Source organism: Krasilnikovia sp. M28-CT-15 (assembly GCF_047159595.1).
GTDB lineage: Bacteria > Actinomycetota > Actinomycetes > Mycobacteriales > Micromonosporaceae > Actinoplanes.
On sequence record NZ_BAAGAK010000001.1, the window covers coordinates 5,629,988 to 5,649,263 of the forward strand.

General features: G+C 72.3%; 15 protein-coding genes and 1 riboswitch. Of the genes, 9 read left to right on the forward strand and 6 right to left on the reverse strand.

The window, feature by feature from the left end:
* The first annotated feature begins 30 nt into the window (after positions 1 to 30).
* The 4 genes from ACMCNO_RS25805 (at position 31) to ACMCNO_RS25820 (ending at position 5,121) form a co-directional block, all read left to right on the forward strand.
* On the forward strand, positions 31 to 1,779 hold the full coding sequence (locus tag ACMCNO_RS25805; protein ID WP_412752032.1) for an ABC transporter substrate-binding protein: 1,749 nt from the start codon (positions 31 to 33) through the stop codon (positions 1,777 to 1,779).
* A 164-nt stretch (positions 1,780 to 1,943) separates the two neighbouring features.
* Positions 1,944 to 2,921, forward strand: coding sequence for an ABC transporter permease (locus ACMCNO_RS25810; protein WP_412752033.1), 978 nt, complete (start codon positions 1,944 to 1,946; stop codon positions 2,919 to 2,921).
* A gap of 49 nt (positions 2,922 to 2,970) precedes the next feature.
* On the forward strand, positions 2,971 to 4,059 hold the full coding sequence (locus tag ACMCNO_RS25815) for an ABC transporter ATP-binding protein (RefSeq protein WP_412752034.1): 1,089 nt from the start codon (positions 2,971 to 2,973) through the stop codon (positions 4,057 to 4,059).
* 12 nt (positions 4,060 to 4,071) lie between these two features.
* Complete coding sequence (locus ACMCNO_RS25820) at positions 4,072 to 5,121, forward strand: ABC transporter ATP-binding protein (protein ID WP_412752035.1); 1,050 nt, start codon at positions 4,072 to 4,074, stop codon at positions 5,119 to 5,121.
* A gap of 85 nt (positions 5,122 to 5,206) precedes the next feature.
* Here ACMCNO_RS25820 and ACMCNO_RS25825 read toward each other — a convergent pair whose 3' ends face one another.
* Entirely contained in the window at positions 5,207 to 5,644 is a 438-nt protein-coding gene (locus ACMCNO_RS25825) for an Hsp20/alpha crystallin family protein (RefSeq protein WP_412752036.1), read from the reverse strand.
* A gap of 143 nt (positions 5,645 to 5,787) precedes the next feature.
* Between ACMCNO_RS25825 and dinB the strand changes: the two genes are divergently transcribed.
* Entirely contained in the window at positions 5,788 to 6,978 is a 1,191-nt protein-coding gene (gene dinB, locus ACMCNO_RS25830; RefSeq protein ID WP_412752037.1) for a DNA polymerase IV, read from the forward strand.
* A 67-nt stretch (positions 6,979 to 7,045) separates the two neighbouring features.
* On the opposite strand, the gene ACMCNO_RS25835 is transcribed toward dinB, so the two are convergent.
* Entirely contained in the window at positions 7,046 to 7,882 is an 837-nt protein-coding gene (locus ACMCNO_RS25835) for a hypothetical protein (RefSeq protein WP_412752038.1), read from the reverse strand.
* 166 nt (positions 7,883 to 8,048) lie between these two features.
* On the opposite strand from ACMCNO_RS25835, the gene cobF reads away from it, so the two are divergent.
* On the forward strand, positions 8,049 to 8,804 hold the full coding sequence (cobF, locus tag ACMCNO_RS25840) for a precorrin-6A synthase (deacetylating) (protein WP_412752039.1): 756 nt from the start codon (positions 8,049 to 8,051) through the stop codon (positions 8,802 to 8,804).
* On the opposite strand, the gene cobN is transcribed toward cobF, so the two are convergent.
* Complete coding sequence (gene cobN, locus ACMCNO_RS25845; RefSeq protein ID WP_412752040.1) at positions 8,801 to 12,439, reverse strand: cobaltochelatase subunit CobN; 3,639 nt, start codon at positions 12,437 to 12,439, stop codon at positions 8,801 to 8,803. The two genes, cobF and cobN, sit on opposite strands and share 4 nt — an antisense overlap.
* Positions 12,440 to 12,488: 49 nt before the next feature.
* Positions 12,489 to 12,560, reverse strand: a riboswitch (cobalamin riboswitch).
* 128 nt (positions 12,561 to 12,688) lie between these two features.
* On the opposite strand from cobN, the gene ACMCNO_RS25850 reads away from it, so the two are divergent.
* From ACMCNO_RS25850 to ACMCNO_RS25860, 3 genes are read left to right on the forward strand one after another with little or no spacing between them, the layout of a single operon-like run.
* Positions 12,689 to 13,990 (forward strand): precorrin-3B synthase, encoded by a 1,302-nt coding sequence (locus ACMCNO_RS25850; protein ID WP_412752041.1) that lies wholly within the window; start codon positions 12,689 to 12,691, stop codon positions 13,988 to 13,990.
* The gene (locus ACMCNO_RS25855) at positions 13,987 to 14,607 is read left to right on the forward strand and encodes a precorrin-8X methylmutase (protein ID WP_412753811.1); all 621 of its coding nucleotides are present in this window, start codon (positions 13,987 to 13,989) and stop codon (positions 14,605 to 14,607) included. The genes ACMCNO_RS25850 and ACMCNO_RS25855 overlap by 4 nt, the downstream gene beginning before the upstream one ends.
* Entirely contained in the window at positions 14,604 to 16,151 is a 1,548-nt protein-coding gene (locus tag ACMCNO_RS25860; protein WP_412752042.1) for a precorrin-2 C(20)-methyltransferase, read from the forward strand. The genes ACMCNO_RS25855 and ACMCNO_RS25860 overlap by 4 nt, the downstream gene beginning before the upstream one ends.
* A gap of 54 nt (positions 16,152 to 16,205) precedes the next feature.
* Here ACMCNO_RS25860 and ACMCNO_RS25865 read toward each other — a convergent pair whose 3' ends face one another.
* The 3 genes from ACMCNO_RS25865 to cbiE all read right to left on the reverse strand — a co-directional run bounded on the left by ACMCNO_RS25865 (position 16,206) and on the right by cbiE (position 19,116).
* The gene (locus ACMCNO_RS25865; RefSeq protein ID WP_412752043.1) at positions 16,206 to 17,060 is read right to left on the reverse strand and encodes a cobalt-precorrin-6A reductase; all 855 of its coding nucleotides are present in this window, start codon (positions 17,058 to 17,060) and stop codon (positions 16,206 to 16,208) included.
* A gap of 101 nt (positions 17,061 to 17,161) precedes the next feature.
* On the reverse strand, positions 17,162 to 17,905 hold the full coding sequence (cobM, locus tag ACMCNO_RS25870) for a precorrin-4 C(11)-methyltransferase (RefSeq protein ID WP_412753812.1): 744 nt from the start codon (positions 17,903 to 17,905) through the stop codon (positions 17,162 to 17,164).
* Positions 17,902 to 19,116, reverse strand: coding sequence for a precorrin-6y C5,15-methyltransferase (decarboxylating) subunit CbiE (gene cbiE / locus ACMCNO_RS25875; protein ID WP_412752044.1), 1,215 nt, complete (start codon positions 19,114 to 19,116; stop codon positions 17,902 to 17,904). Before cbiE ends, cobM begins: the two co-directional genes overlap by 4 nt.
* Between the last annotated feature and the right edge of the window lie 160 nt (positions 19,117 to 19,276).

Consider the following 19,276-nt stretch of genomic DNA (forward strand, 5'->3'; position numbering starts at 1 on the left):
GTGGTGACGCCCAGTATGAGAAGAGGAGAAATGGCAAGGCGACTTAACGTGGCCGTCGCGGCGGCAGCTGCCGTGGCCCTCGGCCTGACCGGCTGTAGCAGCCCGTCTTCGAACAACGACAACTCCGGCAACAAGGCCGACACCGGCAAGATCACTAAGCAGGAGAACGCGCTCGACCCGAACGCCAAGGGCCCGGCTCCCGAGGTCCCCGGCGCTCGTAAGGGCGGCACCCTGCAGGTCGTCGCGCAGACCACCCCGAACACGTTCGACCCGACGGACATCTACTTCACCGACTCGAACGAGATCGGCAAGCTGCTGTTCCGTACCCCGACGCAGTTCGACATCCGCAACGGCAAGCCGACCCTCGTGCCGGACCTGACGGACCTCGGCACGGTCTCGGCGGACAAGCTGACGTGGACGTTCAAGATGCGGCCCGGCATCAAGTTCGAGGACGGCACGCCGATCAAGGTCGAGGACCTGTCGTACGCGATCAAGCGCTCCTTCGCGCACGACATCTACGCCAACGGCCCGTCGTACCAGCAGACGTACTTCAAGGACGGCGGGAAGTACAAGGGCCCCTACAAGGACGGCGACAACTACTCCGGTGTGGAGACCCAGGGCACCGACACCCTGATCATCCATCTGGAGAAGCCGTTCTCGGACCTGCCGTTCTTCATGTCCTTCCCGATGTTCACGCCGATCCCCAAGGCGAAGGACACCAAGCAGGACTACAAGAACCACCCGCTGGCCACCGGCCCGTACATGTTCAAGGGCTACGTCCCGGGCACCTCGCTGAACCTGGTGAAGAACCCGAATTGGGACGCGAACAGCGACGCGGCGCGGCACCAGTACCCGGATGCCATCGACTTCGCCTGGGGCGGGGACGCGGTCAAGATGCAGCAGGCCGTGTTGAACAGCAAGAACCCCAAGGACTCGAACACGATCAGCTACGACGTTCTCGACGCCACGCTGATCCCGCAGCTCAACGGCGAGAAGAAGGCGCAGCTGGTCCAGGGCGAGAGCCCCTGCACCATCGTCGTGAACCTGGACACCCGCAAGATCCCGCTGGAGGTCCGCAAGGCGATCGCCAAGGCGTACCCGAGCGACCAGATCTGGAAGGTCGCGGGCCTCAACGACTACGTGGCCGAGCCGGCCAGCACGGTCCTGCCGCCGTCCGTCCCGGGCTACGAGAAGTACACGCCCCTGCCGGACCTGACCGGCCGTGGCTCCGGTGACGCGGAGGGCGCCAAGGCGATGCTCCAGGCCGCGGGCAAGCTGGGCTTCGAGGTGAGCTGGTACTTCGACAACACCAAGTCGCAGACCCAGCAGATCAGCCAGACCCGGGCGGACGCGCTGACCAAGGCGGGCTTCAAGGTCAAGCCGATCGGCGTCTCCACCGCCGACCTGCGCTCGAAGCTGTCGAACTACAACGCCCCGGTCAACCTGGGCCAGACCCCGGCCGGCTGGTGCTCCGACTGGCCGTCCGGTGGTTCGTGGTTCCCGGTGCTGTTCCAGTCGCACAGCATCGCCGATGGCCAGACCTGGGGCTTCCTGAGCGACCCGGCGCTGGACAAGGAGATCACCGACATCGCCGACCTGCCGGCCGACCAGTCCACCCCGAAGTGGGCGGCACTGGACCAGAAGATCATGGGGATGTACGTCGCCATCCCGCGCTACTACGACAAGATGGCCGTGCTGCAGGGCACGAACGTCGGAACGACCGTCGGCGACCCGACCATGGGCATGCCGCTGCTTACGTCGATGTACCTGAAGAGCTGACGCTCTTCTAGCAGGACCCGGGGTGGTCCGGCCCGCCGACGCAGGCGTTGCCGGACCACCCCGGACACCAACCACACCCCCGCCGCACGACGGCCGACCGGCCGGCACGCGGTGTTCTCCCCCGGGACACGAAACCCGGCGCCGTGACGAAAGAGGAGCAAGCGGTGCTGCTGTACATCCTTCGGCGCGTCCTGAGCGCGATATCGGTCGTGATCGTGACGCTGGTGGCCAGCTTCGCGCTGTTCTTCTTCGCACCGACAGACCCCGCCGGGGTCATCTGCGGCCCCAAGTGCACCCCCGAGCGTCTGGCGGACATCGAGAAGAGTCTCGACCTGGACAAGCCGGCCGTCGAGCAGATCGCCTCCTACATGAAGGGGCTGGTGGTCGGCCGGGAGTACACGTCCGGCGGCGTCACCCAGCACTGCTCCGCGCCGTGCATGGGCTACTCCTACACCCTGGGCCAGCCCGTCACGAAGCTGCTGGCGCAGGCGCTGCCGGTCACGATCTCCATCGTCATCGGCGGGGCGGTCGTCTATCTCACCGTCGGCATCCTGACCGGCACCATCGCCGCCCAGGTCCGTGGGACGTCGCTCGACAAGATCACGGTCGGCGCCACCCTGGTGATCGCCTCCTTCCCATACTTCGTCTTCGCCCTGCTCGTGGCGCTGTACGCGACATTCCTCCCGCCGTCGGGCTGGACCCCGTTCACCGAGAATCCCTGGGCCTGGGCGTTGGGTCTGGTCGCGGCGTGGCTGTGCGTCGGCGTCACCAACGCCGCCTCGTACACCCGATACTCCCGCGCCTCCATGATCGAGTCGCTGGGCCAGGACTTCGTCCGCACCGCCACGTCCAAGGGCATCAGCCGGCGCCGGGTCGTCTACCGCCACGGTCTGCGCGCGGCTCTCACCCCGGTCGCCACGATCTTCGGCATCGACCTGGCCTTCCAGCTCACCGGCGCGATCTTCACCGAGAGCATCTTCGGCCTGCCCGGCCTCGGCCTGCTCACCCTCCGGGCCTTCGGCCAGTACGACCTGCCGGTACTGATGGGCGGCGTGCTGGTCGGGTCGGTGGTGCTGGTGGTCATGAACCTCGTCGTGGACATCGCCTACACGGTGCTCGACCCGCGGGTACGGCTCGGATGATCCCGATCGTGCCCTCCATCCCCGATTTCCGCAGCACGAAGGCGGCAGCATGAGCGACCAGACCATTCGCGCCCCGCACACGGTGACCCGCGTCCCCCGCACCCGGGCGGAGAACGACGAGGCATACCTCGAGGTCACCGATCTACAGGTGCAGTTCCCCACGGCCGACGGACTGGTCAAGGCCGTGCAGGGACTCAGCTACTCGCTGCCGCTGCGCCGCACGCTCGCCATCGTCGGCGAGTCCGGGTCGGGCAAGAGCGTCTCCAGCATGGCCGTCATGGGCCTGCACGACCGCAAGACCGCACGGATCTCCGGCTCCATCAAGGTGGGCGGCCGGGAGATCGTCGGCATGAGCGACAAGGACCTGGAGGCGTTCCGTGGCGGCGACGCCGCGATGATCTTCCAGGACCCGCAGTCCTCGCTGCACCCGTACTTCACGGTGGGCGACCAGATCACCGAGGCGTACCGGGCGCACCACAGGGTGAGCAAGCGCAAGGCGAAGGAACGCGCGATCGAAATGCTCGACCGCGTCGGCATTCCGAACCCGAAGCGGCGCGTCGACAACTACCCGCACGAGTTCTCCGGCGGCATGCGCCAGCGCGCGATGATCGCGATGTCGCTGGTCAACGACCCGAAGCTGCTGATCGCGGACGAGCCGACCACCGCCCTGGACGTGACCGTGCAGGCACAGATCCTCGACCTGATCGCGGACCTGCAGCGCGACTTCGGCTCGGCGGTCGTCTTCATCACCCACGACCTGGGGGTGGTCGCCGAGATCGCGGACGACATCATGGTCATGTACGCCGGGACGGCCGTCGAGCACGGACCGGTCGACAAGATCCTCGGCAACCCGCTGCACCCGTACACGTGGGGCCTGCTGGAGAGCATCCCCGCGCTGACCGGGGAGCCCACGCCGCTGCACCCGATCCCCGGCTCCCCGCCGAGCCTTCTGGCGGTGCCCAGCGGCTGTGCGTTCCACCCGCGCTGCGAGTACAGCAGCCGGGTGGCCGGCGACCTGTGCTTCACCACCCGGCCCGACCTGGTGGCGCGGACCGCCGACCAGGGCCGCGCGGCGCGCTGCCACCTGAGCGATCCCGACCAGGTGTTCGCCACCGAAGTTCTGCCCCGGCTGCCGTAAGGACCACGACGAATGACTGCTGCGACCGAATCGCGCGTCCCCAAGGTGGACGGCGCCCCCCTGCTCCAGCTCGACAACCTGGCCATGCACTTCAAGGCCAAAGGCGACGGCAAGCTCGTCCGCGGCGCCAAGTGGGTGCAGGCCGTGGACGGCGTGAACCTCACGGTCAGCGCCGGTGAGACCGTCGGGCTCGTCGGCGAGTCGGGCTGTGGCAAGTCCACGACCGCCCGGCTGATCACCCGGCTGCTGGAGCCCACCCACGGCCGGATCCTCTACCAGGGCCACGACATCGCGCACCTGTCGGAGCGCAAGCTGCGGCCGTACCGGCGGGAGATCCAGCTGATCTTCCAGGACCCGTACTCGTCGCTCAACCCGCGGCACACCGTCGGCACCATCGTCGGCACCGCGCTGCGCACCCACGGCATGGTGTCCAAGAAGGGCGAGCTGCCCCGCGTCCAGGAGTTGCTGGAGGTGGTCGGCCTCAACCCCGAGCACTACAACCGGTACCCGCACGAGTTCTCCGGCGGTCAGCGCCAGCGCATCGGCATCGCCCGGGCGCTCGCTGCCCGCCCGAAGATCATCGTGGCGGACGAGCCGGTCAGCGCGCTGGACGTCTCCATCCAGGCGCAGGTCATGAACCTGCTGGAGAACCTGCGCAAGGAGTTCGGCATCGCGTTCGTCTTCATCGCGCACGACCTCGGCGTGGTCCGGCACTTCTGCGACCGGATCGCCGTCATGTATCTGGGCCGTGTGATGGAGGAGGGCACCCGCGACGCGCTGTACGGGGCACCGCAGCACCCGTACACCCAAGCCCTGCTGTCGGCGGTGCCGGACATCGGGGTGGTGCGTGGCGTACCGCCGAAGCACCGCATCCGCCTGGCCGGCGACGTGCCCAGCCCGGTCGACCCGCCGACGGGCTGCCGGTTCCGGACCCGCTGCTGGAAGGCGCAGGAGATCTGCGCCCAGGTGCCGCCACCGTTGGAGGAGAAGGCGCCCGGGCTGCGGTCGGCCTGCCACTTCGCGGAGCCCCCGGCCGCGTCGATCGTCGCCGAGGTGGTCTGATCCCTCGGTGACAGCGCCGCTTGGGTCGCCATAGCGAAACGGGCCGCACACCCACCAGGGTGTGCGGCCCGTGTGCTGTCCCGGATCAGGCGGTGGTCAGCTCCGGCTCCGCGGTGGTGCCGGTGCCGCCCGCGACGATCGCGATGCGGCGGGGCTTGGCCTGCTCCTTGACCGGCACCCGCAGCGTCAGCACGCCGTCGGAGTACCGCGCCTCGAGCTGGTCGGCGTCCAGCGACTCGGCCAGCACCACCTGGCGGCTGATCACACCGGTCGGCCGTTCCCGGACGGCGAACTTGGCGCCCTCGGGGGCGGTGGACTTGCGCTCGGCCCGCACGGTCAGCACCCGGCGGTCCACGGTCGCCTCGATGCCGGCCGGGTCGACGCCGGGCAGGTCGATCGCGATGACGAACGCGTCGCCGTCGCGGTACGCGTCCAGCTGGGCGCCGGTGCCGCGCTGGGCGGTGTCGAAGACCCGGGCGGTGAGCCGGTCGAAGTCACGGAAAGCATCGGTGCGCAGCAACATGGTCGATCCTCCAGCTATGCAATTTCAAGGTTGAGTGTGACGCGCTCAAGTTTTCCAACGGGACCAGCCCCGAACGTCTTCCAACCCGGGGTGTGACCTGGGCCACGACCTCGCCGTTCGAACATGTGTGCGAAGATGTGTCCGTGTCTGACGCGGCGACGATCCTGCACGCCGACCTCGACTCCTTCTACGCATCGGTCGAGCAACGCGACGACCCCGGCCTGCGCGGGCGCCCCGTCCTGGTGGGCGCGGGCGTCGTGCTGGCGGCCAGCTACGAGGCCAAGGCGTACGGGGTGCGCACCCCCATGGGGCTCGGCCAGGCCCGGGCGCTCTGCCCCGGCGCGATCGTCGTACCGCCCCGCATGCGGGCCTACTCCCGGGCCAGCAAGGACGTCTTCGCGGTGTTCCGGGACACCACCCCGATCGTCGAGGGCATCAGCATCGACGAGGCGTTCCTGGAGGTCGCCGGGCTGCTGCGGATCCGGGGGACCCCGGCCGAGATCGCCACCCGGCTGCGCGCCGACGTCCGAGCCCGCGTCGGCCTGCCCATCACCGTCGGAGTGGCCCGCACCAAGTTCCTGGCCAAGGTCGCCAGCGGCGTGGGCAAACCCGACGGCCTGCTCATCGTCCCGCCCCAACGCGAGCTCGCCTTCCTGCACCCGCTGCCGGTCGAGCGGCTCTGGGGCGTCGGCCCGGTCACCGCGGCCAAGCTGCGCGAACGGCACATCCACACCGTCGGCCACGTCGCCCGCATCGGCGAGGCCGCGCTGGTCACCATGCTCGGCGCACACGCGGGGCGGCACCTGCACGCCCTCGCCCACAACCGCGACCCGCGCCGGGTCCGCACCGGTCAGCGCCGCGGCTCGATCGGCGCGCAATGCGCGCTGGGGAGCCGACCCCGCCCGTTCGCCGAGGTGGAAGCCACCCTTGCGGCCCTGGTCGACCGCGTGACCCGGCGGATGCGGGCGGCGCAACGCGCCGGGCGTACGGTCACCCTGCGGCTGCGCTTCGCCGACTTCACCCGCGCCACCCGCTCGCGCAGCCTGCTCACCGCGACCCTGCACACCCGGGTCGTGCTGCAGACCGCGCGGGCACTGCTGGCGCAGGCCCGGCCACTCATCGACGAGCGCGGCCTCACCCTGGTCGGCGTGGCGGTGGGCAACCTGGACACCGACGGCGCGGTGCAGCTGGAGCTGCCGTTCGAGCAGCAGGACGACCACGGCCTGGACACCGCCCTCGACGCGGTGCGGGACCGCTTCGGCAGCACCGCGGTCACCCGGGCCACGAACCTCGGCCGCGACCTCGGCCCCGCGGTCCCGATCCTGCCGGACTGACCGTGCTGGCCCCCTCCTGCCGCGGACTGACCGTGCTGGTCCCCCCTCCTGCCGGACCAGCACGGCTTCAGTAGGGCAGGCCCAGGAATGACACGAGCGGACCAGCCGTCAGCCCGAGCAGGCAGGCGCCGCCGACATAGAGAAACCCACGCCAGTGTTCGGAGGACTCGCCCGGCTCGCCGCGGCGCATCTGCAACGCCATGTTGATGCCGGTGACGATCAGCCCGGCGACCGCGGCGGCGCTCACACACCAGGCCAGCAGACTGAGCAGGGCGATGCCTGGATCGTTCGGATCGCTGTTGTTGAGCGCGAACGGCGCGACCGCCGGCGGGGAGACGACGACCGGTTTCGCCGATGGCGTGTCGCACTCCACCTTGTAGCTGGCGGTCACGTTGTAGATGGTGCAAGTAGTGGCACCCGTGATCAGCTTGTCGTCACTGGTGCTCGTGCCCCCGGTCCCACCCGACGTGTCGACCTCGGAGTCCAGGAAGACCTCGTCGTTCTGGTCGGTGATATCGGCAGTCAACTGGGCGTTCGTGGCGGTCATCATCCAGCCGGTGCAACTCCGGTCGCTGCCCCGCGGCCGCTTCATCGTGGTCGTGGTCTTCAGACAGAACTTCGCGTTGGCGCCCATCCGGTTGTTGACCCAGACGGAGACCGTCTTCGGATCTGCCTTCCTCGTCACGCCGGAGCCCGCCCACGCTGGCACCGACAACGCCAGAAAAGACAGGGTCAGCAGGACAGCCCCGGCGAGGACGGCACCGATCCATCCGGTCGCGGCGATCGTCCACCCGCGTCGCTGACCCTGCCGCACAGCACGTCCACGAGCAGTGGCGGATTCGGCCTCACGTCCTGCGCGGAACGCCGGCAATGAGATGACTCGCATCCGTTCGCCCTTCACCATGGTCGGTTGAATTCTGGGACGGAGCCCGGCCACCGGCGTCCCACGACCCCCAGGACGGACACCGACTCTGCTCGGTTCACGGAACGGCACACCGGATCACCTCCCGTCAGACCAGCAACCGAGGCCCGTGGCAGGTGGCGGGCCGGGCGTGCGGCAGACTGGCCGGGTGCGGAAGATCTACGTCATCGGGATCGGCGCGGGCCACCCGGACCATCTGACCCTGCAGGCGGCCAAGGCGATCGGCCGGACCGACGTGTTCTTCCTGCTCGACAAGGGCGAAACCAAGGACAGCATGATCGAGCTGCGCCGGCAGCTGATGCGGGCGTACGGGCGGCCCGGCAAGCGGGTCGCCGAGGGGCGCGACCCCGACCGCGACCGCACCCCCGCCGACTACCCCGGCACGATCGCGGACTGGCGGCACCGCCGCGCCGAGGTCACCGAGGCACTGATCGCCGAACACCTGCGCGACGGCGAGACCGGCGCGTTCCTGGTGTGGGGTGACCCGTCCCTGTACGACTCCACGATCGCGATCCTTCAGGAGATCCTCGCCCGGGGTGAGACCACCTTCGAGTACGAGGTGGTGCCGGGCATCAGCAGCGTCTCCGCACTGGCCGCCCGGCACCGGGTCGGGCTGAACCGGGTCGGGCGGCCGTTCCAGGTCACCACCGGGCGGCGCCTCGGCGAGGGCTGGCCACCCGAGGTGGACGACCTGATCGTGATGCTCGACGCCCAGCACGCCTTCGACGCGTACCGGGACGCCGATGTGGACATCTACTGGGGCGCGTACGTGGGCACCCCCGATGAGCTGCTCGTGTCCGGGCCGCTGGCCGAGGTCGCCGACGAGATCATCCGGGTACGCACCGAGGCCCGCGCGAAGCACGGCTGGATCATGGACACGTACCTGCTGCGCCGCCGCGGCTAGTCGTCGCCCTCCAGGTCGCCCTCGGCCTCCAGGTAGACCTGCCGCAGGGCGGCCAGCGTGGCGGGATCCGGCTCCGCCCACATCTGACGTTCGGCCGCCTCCAGCAGGCGCTCGGTGATGCCGTGCAACGCCCACGGGTTGGACTCGGTCATGAACTTCTGGTTCTCCGGGTCCAGCACGTACGTGGCGGCCAGCTGCTCGTACATCCAGTCGGCCACCACCCCGGCGGTGGCGTCGTAGCCGAACAGGTAGTCCACGGTCGCGGCCAGCTCGAACGCGCCCTTGTAGCCGTGCCGGCGCATCGCGGCGATCCACCGTGGGTTCACCACCCGGGCGCGGAACACCCGGGCGGTCTCCTCGGTGAGGCTGCGCGTGCGAGCCGCGTCCGGATTGGTCGAGTCGCCGATGTACGCGGCGGGCGCCTTGCCGGTCAGCGCCCGCACCGTCGCGATCATGCCGCCGTGGTACTGGAAGTAGTCGTCCGAGTCGGCGATGTCGTGCTCGCGGGTGTCCACGTTCTTCGCGGCCACCTCGATGCGCCGGTACGCGTTCTCCATGTCCGGGCGGGCGGGCACCCCGTCCAGGTCCCGGCCGTACGCGAAGCCACCCCAGACCGCGTACACCTCGGCCAGGTCGGCATCCCCGCGCCAGTTGCGGCTGTCGATCAACGGCAGGATGCCCGCACCGTACGCGCCGGGACGCGAGCCGAAGATGCGGGTGGTGGCGCGCCGCCAGTCGCCGTGCGTGGACTCGTCGGCGAGCGCGTGGGCCCGTACGTAGTTGTCCTCGGCGGGCTCGTCCAGTGCCGCGACCAGCCGGACCGCGTCGTCCAGCATCGCCACCACGTGCGGGAACGCGTCACGGAAGAACCCGGAGATGCGCACGGTCACGTCGATGCGGGGGCGGCCCAGCTCGGCGAGGTCGATCGGCTCGATGCCGGTGACCCGGCGTGACGCCTGATCCCAGACCGGCCGGATCCCCATCAGCGCGAGGACCTCGGCGATGTCGTCCCCGGCCGTACGCATGGCGCTGGTGCCCCAGACCGACAGCCCGACGGACCGCGGCCAGTCGCCGGTGTCGGCGCGGTAGCGCGCCAGCAGCGAATCGGCCATGCCCTGACCGGTCTCCCAGGCCAGGGCGCTCGGGATCGCCTTGGGGTCGACGGAGTAGAAGTTGCGGCCGGTCGGCAACACGTTGACCAGGCCACGGAGCGGGGAGCCACTCGGCCCGGCCGGGACATAACCACCGTCCAGGGCGTGCAGCACGTGATCCAGCTCGTCGGTGGTGCGGGCCAGCCGGGGCACGACCTCGGTGGCGGCGAACGTGAGGACCGCGGCCACCGCGTCGTCCACCCGGCCGAGCACCCCGGGCACGACCTGCGCCACGGCGTCGGCCGCCCAGTCGCGTTCCTCCATGGCGGTCACCAGTTCGCGGGCGGTCGCCTCGATCGCGTCGACGTCGTTGCGACCCGCCCCGGCCGCCGCCGTGCCGGGTTCGGTGAGGCCGAGCGCTTCCCGCAGGCCGGGCAGCGCGGCGACCTGGCCCGCCCACATCTGCCGGGCGCGCAGGATCGACAGCACCAGGTTGATCCGTGCCTCGCCGGTCGGGGCGGCGCCCAGCACGTGCAGGCCGTCGCGGATCTGGGCGTCCTTGACCTCGCACAGCCAGCCGTCGACGTGCAGCAGGAAGTCGTCGAACTCCTCGTCGCCGGGGCGGTGCGCCAGCCCCAGATCGTGATCCATCCGGGCGGCCTGGATCAGGGTCCAGATCTGGGCGCGGATGGCGGGCAGCTTCGCCGGGTCCAGGGTGGCGATCGTGGCGTGTTCGTCCAGCAGCTGTTCGAGGCGGGCGATGTCGCCGTACGACTCGGCGCGGGCCATCGGCGGGATCAGGTGGTCGATCAGGGTGGCGTGGGCGCGCCGCTTCGCCTGGGTGCCCTCCCCCGGATCGTTCACCAGGAACGGGTAGATCAGCGGCAGGTCGCCCAGGGCCGCGTCGGTGCCGTCCGAGGCGGACATGCCGACGTTCTTGCCGGGCAGCCACTCCAGGTTGCCGTGCTTGCCGACGTGCACCACCGCGTGCGCGCCGAAGTCGTCGGCCAGCCACCGGTACGCGGCCAGGTAATGGTGGCTCGGCGGCAGGTCGGGATCGTGGTAGATGGCGACCGGGTTGGCGCCGAAGCCGCGCGGCGGCTGCACCATGACCACCACGTTGGAGTCGCGCAGGGCGGCCAGCACGATGTCGCCGCCGTCGACGTACAGCTCGCCGGGGGGCGGGCCCCAGTGCCGGGTCACCGACTCGCGCAGGTCCTCGGGCAGGGTGGCGAACCACGCGGCGTAGCGTGCGCCGCTGATGCGTACCGGGTTGCCCTGCAGCTGCTCCTCGGTGAGCCAGTCCGGGTCCTGTCCGCCCGCGGCGATCAGCGCGTGGATCAGCCCGTCGCCGTCGTAGCCGGTGAACGCCCCGACTTGGTAGCCGCGGTCCCGCATGGCCGCCAGCAGCCGGACCGTGGAGGCGGGCGTGTCCAGGCCCACCGCGTTGCCGATCCGGGAGTGCTTCGTCGGGTAGGCCGACAGCATCACGGCGATCCGGCGCTGGGCGGGCGGGATGTGGCGCAGCCGGGCGTGCGCCACCGCGATCCCGGCGACCCGGGCGGCACGTTCCGGATCGGCCACGTACACCGACAGGCCGTCAGGGTCGATCTCCTTGAACGAGAACGGCACCGTGATGATCCGCCCGTCGAACTCCGGGATCGCCACCTGCGTCGCCGCATCCAGCGGGGACAGCCCGTCGTCGCTGTCCTCCCACGCGGCGCGGCCGCTGGTCAGGCACAACCCCTGCAGGATCGGTACGTCCAACTCGGCCAGCACGCCGACGTCCCACGCCTCGTCGTCACCGCCCGCCGAGGCCGTCGCCGGCCGGGTGCCGCCCGCGGCCAGCACCGTCACGACCAGCGCGTCCGCCCGGCGCAGCTCGGCCAGCAGCTCGGGCGGGGCGGTCCGCAGCGATGCTGTGAAGATCGGCAGCGGGCGCCCACCCCGGTCCTCGACGGCCTGGCACAGGGCCTCGACGAATGCGGTGTTCCCGGCCATGTGGTGAGCGCGGTAGTACAGCACCGCAATCGTCGGCCGGTCACCGGGTGCCGCTGTGGCGCCGGTCGGCCCCGTCGCCGCAGTACCGGACGCCGGGCGCGGGTGCTCGGTGCCGGGGGCGCGGTCCAGCACTCCCCAGTCCGGGGCGGGCTCGGCGGGGGTGAAGCCGTGGCCGGTGAGCAGGATCGTGTCGGACAGGAAATCGTGCAGGGCGGCCAGATTCGCCGGGCCCCCGTGCGCGAGGTAGGCGTGTGCCTCGGCGGCCACGCCCGCGGGCACTGTGGAGAGCTGCATCAGCTCCGCGTCCGGGGCCTGCTCCCCGCCGAGCACCACCACCGGAACCGTACCGGCCAGCAGCGCGTCCAGGCCCTGTTCCCAGGCCCGGCGGCCGCCGAGAATGCGGACGATCACCAGCTCGACGCCGTCCAGCAGGCCGGGCAGGTCGGACACCTGGGTCCGGGCCGGGTTGGCCAGGCGGTACGCGGCGCCGCTGGCGCGGGCGCTGAGCAGGTCGGTGTCGGACGTCGACAGCAGCAGAAACACGGCTCTCCCCTCGGGGTCCGCGCCCCGGGTCGAAGGGTCACGGCGACCGGAGTTCCTGGCTCCCGGGTGTCTCAACCCGGTGACAGTGGCGGGACCGCGCCGGACTCACACCGGCTTCCTCCGCGGCGTCGCCGCACGTGGACTCCCACTGTGCGCACGGGGTGCCGACCGCGTCAAGGCGGCGTGCCGCGTCCGACAACAACGACGGGTGCGGCGGAAAGGTCGCCGCCCGCCCGTAGTATCCGGGCCGTGCCCTCCCCACGTCGCGTCAGCGTCGACGCCTGCCCCGGAGCGCTGCGGCTGCACGCCGCGGCCGACGGGCCGCTGGCGCGGGTCCGGCTGCCCGGCGGGCGGCTCACCGGCACCCAGGTGCGGGTGCTGCGCGAGCTGGCGGACGAGTGGGGCGACGGGCACGTCGAGCTGACCTCCCGGGGCAACGTGCAGCTGCGTGCCCTCACCGGCGTTTCCGTCGACCGGCTGGCCGGGCGCCTCGCGGATGCGGGCCTGCTGCCCTCGCCCACCCACGAGCTGGTACGCAACATCGCCGCCTCCCCGCTTCCCGGCGGCGCCCTCGACGTGGCGCCGCTGGTCGGGGCGCTGGACCGGGCGCTGTGCGCGGACCCACTGCTGGCCGGGCTGCCCGGCCGGTTCCTGTTCGCCCTGGACAGTGGGCGTGGCGACGTGGCGTTCCCGGCCGACGTGGCGGCGTACCCGCTGAGTGGTGCCGTCGCGATCCTCTTCGCGGGAGTCGACGCCGGGCTACGGGTGCCCGCGGGCCGGGTGGTTCCCGCACTACTGGCCGCCGCACACGCCTTCCTGTCCGAACGCGAGACGCAACGCATCCAGGACCCCTCTCGGAGCCACCGGGCACCAGGATCCGGCGACGCGACGGTTGCCGCGGGGATCGGTGGGGCGTGGCGGGTGCGGGAGTTGGTCGACGGGCCCGGACGGCTGGCGGCGCGTACCGCGGCCGCGCTGGGGGTGCCGCTGGCCGAGCCGGTCGCCCTGGACCAACCCGGGATCGTGGCGCCGGTCGGGCTGGTCACCCAGCCCGACGGGCTCGTGAGTGTCGGGGCGGTGGTGCCGCTCGGGCGGTGGAGCGCCGTACAGATGAAGGTATTGGAACGGGCCGCAGTGCTGGTCGTGACGCCGTGGCGCGGGGTGGTCGTGCCCGGGCTGGCGCCGGAGGCGGCGCCCGGCTGGCAGCACGCGCTGGCCGGGGTCGGACTGGAGGCCGAGCAGGGTTCCCGGTGGGCCGGGGTGACCACCTGTGCCGGGCTTCCCGGGTGCGCGAAGTCGCTGGCCGACGTGCGCGCCGACGCGACCCGGGCGGTGCGTGCGGCCGCGCCGGGCGGCACGGGCCCGGCAGCCGGCCGTGCCTGCCTGCCGGTCCACTGGGTGGGCTGTGCGCGCGGCTGCGGCAGCCCGGCCGGACCACATGTACGGGTCGAGGCGACCGGCCGGGACTACGAGGTGCGCTCCCCCGCCGGGTCGGGCCGGGCGTGCGGGGACGGGGTGGCCGATCTGGTCGCCACCGCGAGGAGGAGCTGATGGAGTACATACGCGACGGGGCGGAGATCTACCGCCGGTCGTTCGCCACGATCCGGGCCGAGGCCGACCTGTCCCGGCTGCCCGATGACGTGGCCCGGGTCGCGGTGCGCATGATCCACGCCTGCGGCATGGTCGACCTGGTGGACGACATCGCCCACAGCCCCGGAGTGGTCACCGCGGCCCGCAAGGCACTGCGCGACGGCGCGCCGATCCTGTGCGACGCCGAGATGGTGGCGTCCGGGGTGACCCGGCGGCGCCTGCCCGCGGACAACGAGGTGATCTGCACGCTGCGCGACCCGGCGGTGCCCGAGCTGGCCGCCGCGCTCGGCAACACGCGCAGCGCGGCGGCACTGGACCTGTGGGGCGACCGGCTGGACGGGGCCGTGGTGGCGATCGGCAACGCGCCGACCGCCCTGTTCCGGCTGCTGGAACTGATCGCGGCGGGGGCACCACGCCCGGCCGCGGTGCTGGGCATCCCGGTCGGCTTCATCGGCGCGGCCGAGTCGAAGGAGGCGCTGGCCGCCTCCGAACTGGAACACCTGATCGTACGCGGGCGGCGCGGCGGCAGCGCGATCACGGCGGCGGCCGTCAACGCCCTGGCATCGGAGGAAGAGTGAGCGGGCGGCTGTACGGCGTGGGTCTCGGTCCGGGCGACCCGGAACTGGTCACGGTCAAGGCGGCGCGGCTGATCGGGGCGGCCGACGTGGTGGCATACCACGCGGCCCGGCACGGCCGCAGCAACGCCCGCGCGATCGCGGCCCCGTACCTGCGGCCCGAGCAGGTCGAGGAGCCGCTGATCTACCCGGTCACCACGGAGACCACGGATCATCCTGGCGGCTACCAGGGGGCCATCGACGAGTTCTACGCGGACGCCGCCCGGCGGCTGGCCGCCCATTTGGACGCGGGCCGGGACGTGGTGGTGCTGGCCGAGGGGGATCCGTTCTTCTACGGCTCGTACATGCACATGCACAAGCGACTCGCGCACCGGTATCCCACCGAGGTGGTGCCCGGCGTGACGTCGGTGAGCGCGGCCTCGGCCACCCTCGGACGCCCCCTCGTGGAACGCGACGAGGTGCTCACCGTCCTGCCCGGCACGCTGCCACCCGACGAGCTGGCCACCCGCCTGGCGGGCGCCGGTCCCGCCGCGGTCATGAAGCTCGGCCGGACGTTCACGGGGGTACGGGAGGCGCTGGAGAAGGCGGGCCGCCTCGACGACGCGTGGTACGTGGAGCGGGCCACCACGGACCGGGAGCGGACCGAGCCGCTGGCCGGGGTCGATCCGGCGAGCGTGCCGTACTTCTCGCTGGCCCTGCTGCCGAGCCCGGCCACCGCCCCCGCCGGACCGTCCGCGCCGGACAGGCAGGTGGCGCTGGACAGGCAGGTGGCGCTGGACGGGCAGGTGGCGCTGGACGGGGCCGGATCGGTGACCGTGGTCGGGCTGGGGCCCGGCGGGCGGGACTGGCTCACGCCGCAGGCCCAGGCGGCACTCGCGGCGGCCGACGACCTGATCGGCTACGGCCCGTACCTGGACCGGGTCGCGCCGAATCCGCGGCAGCGCCGGCACCCCTCCGACAACCGGGTCGAGGCGGAACGGGCGGCGTTCGCGCTGGACCTGGCCAAGCGGGGGCGCCGGGTCGCGGTGGTGTCCTCGGGCGATCCGGGGGTGTTCGCGATGGCGGCCGCCGTCCTCGAGGTCAGCGAGGATCCGCAGTGGAAGGACGTACCCGTGCGGGTGGTGCCCGGGCTGACCGCGGCGCAGGCGGTGGCGAGCCGGGTGGGTGCGCCGCTGGGTCACGACTTCTGCATCGTGTCGCTGTCCGACCGGCTCAAGCCGTGGCGGGTCATCGCCGACCGGCTCACCGCCGCGGCCGGCGCCGACCTGGTGATCGCCCTGTACAACCCAGCCTCGAACAGCCGCCGGGAGCAACTGGTCCGGGCCCGGGAGTTGCTGCTCGCGCACCGCGCCCCGCAGACGCCCGTGGTGGTGGGGCGCGATGTGGGCGGGCCGTCCGAGACGGTGCGGGTGACCACGCTGGCCGAGCTGGATCCGGTCACGATCGACATGCGCTGCCTGCTCATCGTCGGCTCGTCACAGACCCGCGTGTCGACCCGCCCCGACGGCACGGCCCTGGTTTTCACTCCCCGCAGCTACCCGGCCTGATCTCAGCCGCCGCCCGGATCCGGTCAGGTCCGCACCAGAAATCTTCACGATCGGTCAAGGGGAGATGCGGGCGGCCAGCCAGGCGAGCGCCGCGGGGATCGTCGCGGCGACCTCCACCGGCTGGGCAACGCCGGAGGCGCCACCCCGGCCCCAGCCGGATGGTTCCGCCGGACTGGCAGCGGCACCCAGCAACGCGCCGGATCCCGCCGGGCTGGCAGCGGCGTCCAGCAACGCGCTGGGCGCCGCCGGAACTGGCGGGCGGTCGATCATCACGACCGGGATGCCACGCTCCCGGGCGGCGTCCAGTTTGGGTGCCGTTCCACCGCTGTCCTTGGTGACCAGCACGTCGATCCGGTGCCTGTCGAGCAGAGCCCGCTCGCCCTCCACGGTGAACGGCCCCCGATCCAGCACGACGTCCAGCCGGGGCGGGACCGGCGGCTGGGGCGGCTCCACGGACCGGGACAGGAACCAGCACCCGCCGACCCCGGCGAACGCCGCGATGCTCTGCCGCCCGGTGGTGAGGAACACCCGCTGTCCCAGCGCAGGCACCAGCCCGGCGGCGGCGGACGTCGACGGCACCCGGTGCCAGTCGTCGCCGGGACGGGCCACGAAACCCGGACGGCGCAGCACGAGCAGCGGCACCCCGGCCCGGGCGGCCGCGGCCACGGCATGCGCGGACATGGTGGCCGCGAACGGGTGCGTGGCGTCGACCACCGCACCGATCCGCTCGGACCGCAGATAGGAGATCAGTCCATCGACGCCGCCGAACCCGCCCACCCGCAACTCCCCGGCCGGCCGCAGCGGCGCGCTGGTGCGCCCGGCCAGCGAGCTGGTGACGTGCAGTCCGGACAGGTCCGCACAGGCGGCGGCCAGCGCGCGACCCTCCGAGGTCCCACCGAGAATCAACACCCGCAGCCCCGCACCGGACGGCCCACCTTCAGCGCCGGAATGGGCCCCGTCAGGCCGGACCACGCCCCCGCCAGGCCCGGTCAGGTCTGCATCGGGCCGGGTCAGGTCCGGCATCGGTCCGCGGAGTACAGGTGGCTGTCCGGGAACTGCGACGCGGTCAGCGCCGCACCCACCACGATCACCGCGGTACGCCGGATGCCCGCCTCGGCCACCCGCCCGGCGATGTCCGCGAGAGTCCCCCGGACGATCAGCTCGTCCGGGCGGCTGGCCCGGGCCACGACCGCGACCGGGCAGTCCGCGCCGTAGCTGCCGGTCAGCTCCGCGGCCACCGCGTCGATGCGCTGCACGGCCAGGTGCAGCACCATCGTGGCCCGGCTGGCGCCCAGCGTGCTGAGGTCCTCGCCGGCCGGCATCGCCGTGGCCCGTTCGGCGGTACGGGTCAGGATGACCGTCTGCGCCACGCCGGGGACGGTGAACTCCCGCCCGAGCGACGCGGCCGCCGCCGCGAACGCAGGCACCCCGGGCGTCACGTCGTACGGCACCCCGGCCGCGTCCAGGCGGCGCATCTGCTCGGCCACCGCGCTGAAGACGGACGGGTCGCCGGAGTGCAGCCGCGCCACGTCGTGCCCGTCGGCGTGCGCGGTGACCATCAGCGCCACGATCTCGTCGAGGGTCAACTGCGCGGTGTCGACCAGTGTGGCGTCCGGCGGGCACATCGCCAGCAGTTCGGCGGGGACGAGGCTGCCCGCGTACAGGCAGACGGGTGCGGCGGCGATGAGGCGCTGGCCGCGTACCGTGATGAGGTCCGCGGCGCCGGGACCGGCGCCGATGAAGTGCACCGTCACGGCTTGGTCACCGACCAGATCGTCACCGGCATCATCGCTCTCCATCCCGTGAAGCCACCGACCGGCGCGCCCCGGCTGACCGCAATCCTGCTCAGCTCGCCGCCGAACCGGGCGTACCAGGCGGCCAGCACGGCCTCGGACTCCACGGTGACCGCGTTCGCGACCAGGCGGCCGCCGCCGCGCAGCGCGGCCAGGCAGGTGTCGAGCACGCCGTCGCGGGTCAGGCCACCGCCGATGAACACGGCGTCGGGGGCGTCCAGCCCGGCCAGGGCGTCCGGGGCGCGGCCGTGCACGACCCGCAGCCCGGGTACGCCGAGCGTCTCGGCGTTCGCGCGGATGCGGGCGGCGCGCTCGGCGGACGACTCGACCGCGACGGCCTGGCAGCGGCGATGCGTACGCATCCATTCGATGCCGATGCTGCCGGAGCCCGCGCCGACGTCCCAGAGCAGCTCGCCGGGTTGCGGGCCGAGCACGGCGAGGGTGACCGCGCGGACCTCGCGCTTGGTGAGCTGCCCGTCGGTGTCGTACAGCTCGTCGGGCAGGCCGGGCACGCACGGGACAGGGCGCCCGGTCCCCCGGCAGTCGACCGCGATCACGTTCAGCGGGTCGGTGTCCGGGTACGCCCAGCTCGCGGCGGTGCCGGTGAGGGCGTGTTCGGTGGGGCCGCCGAGCTGGGACAGCACCGTGAGCGGGCTGTCGCCGTAGCCGCGGGCGGTGAGTAGCGCGGCCACCCGGGCCGGGGTGGCGCCGTCGCGGCCGAGCACGAGGACGCGGCGGCCCGGGTGCACGAGCGGGTGGAGCTCCTCGACGGGCGCGCTCACCAGGCTGAGCACGTCGGTGTCGGCCAGCGGCCAGCCGAGGCGGGCCGCGGCCAGCGAGATCGACGACGGGTGCGGCAGGACCCGCACGGCGTCCGGGCCGGCGAGCCGGACCAGGGTGGCGCCGATGCCGTGCCACATCGGGTCGCCGCTGGCCAGCACGCACACCGTCTGTCCTCGGTGGTCGTCGAGCAGGCCGGGCAGCGCGGGCAGCAGGGGCGACGGCCACGGCACCCGTTGCGCGGCGATGGCCGGGGGCAGCAACGCGAGCTGCCGGTCGCCGCCGAAGACCACCTCCGCGGCACCCAACGCGGCGCGGGCCGGGTCGGCGAGGCCGTCCCACCCGTCCGCGCCGATGCCAACGACGGTCAGCGGGTGCGGGTCGGTGGTCACGGCCTGACGCTATCGCCCGGCGACCGTGGACCGGCCTGCAGGGCGCACAGTGCGCCCACCCGGGTTCGCCTGGGTGCCGCATGCGGAAGGCAGGCCGGGCGCGGACGGGAGCGCCGGGTGGTCGGGGACATCGTCCGTGGCTGATCGGAGTTCGCGTCTT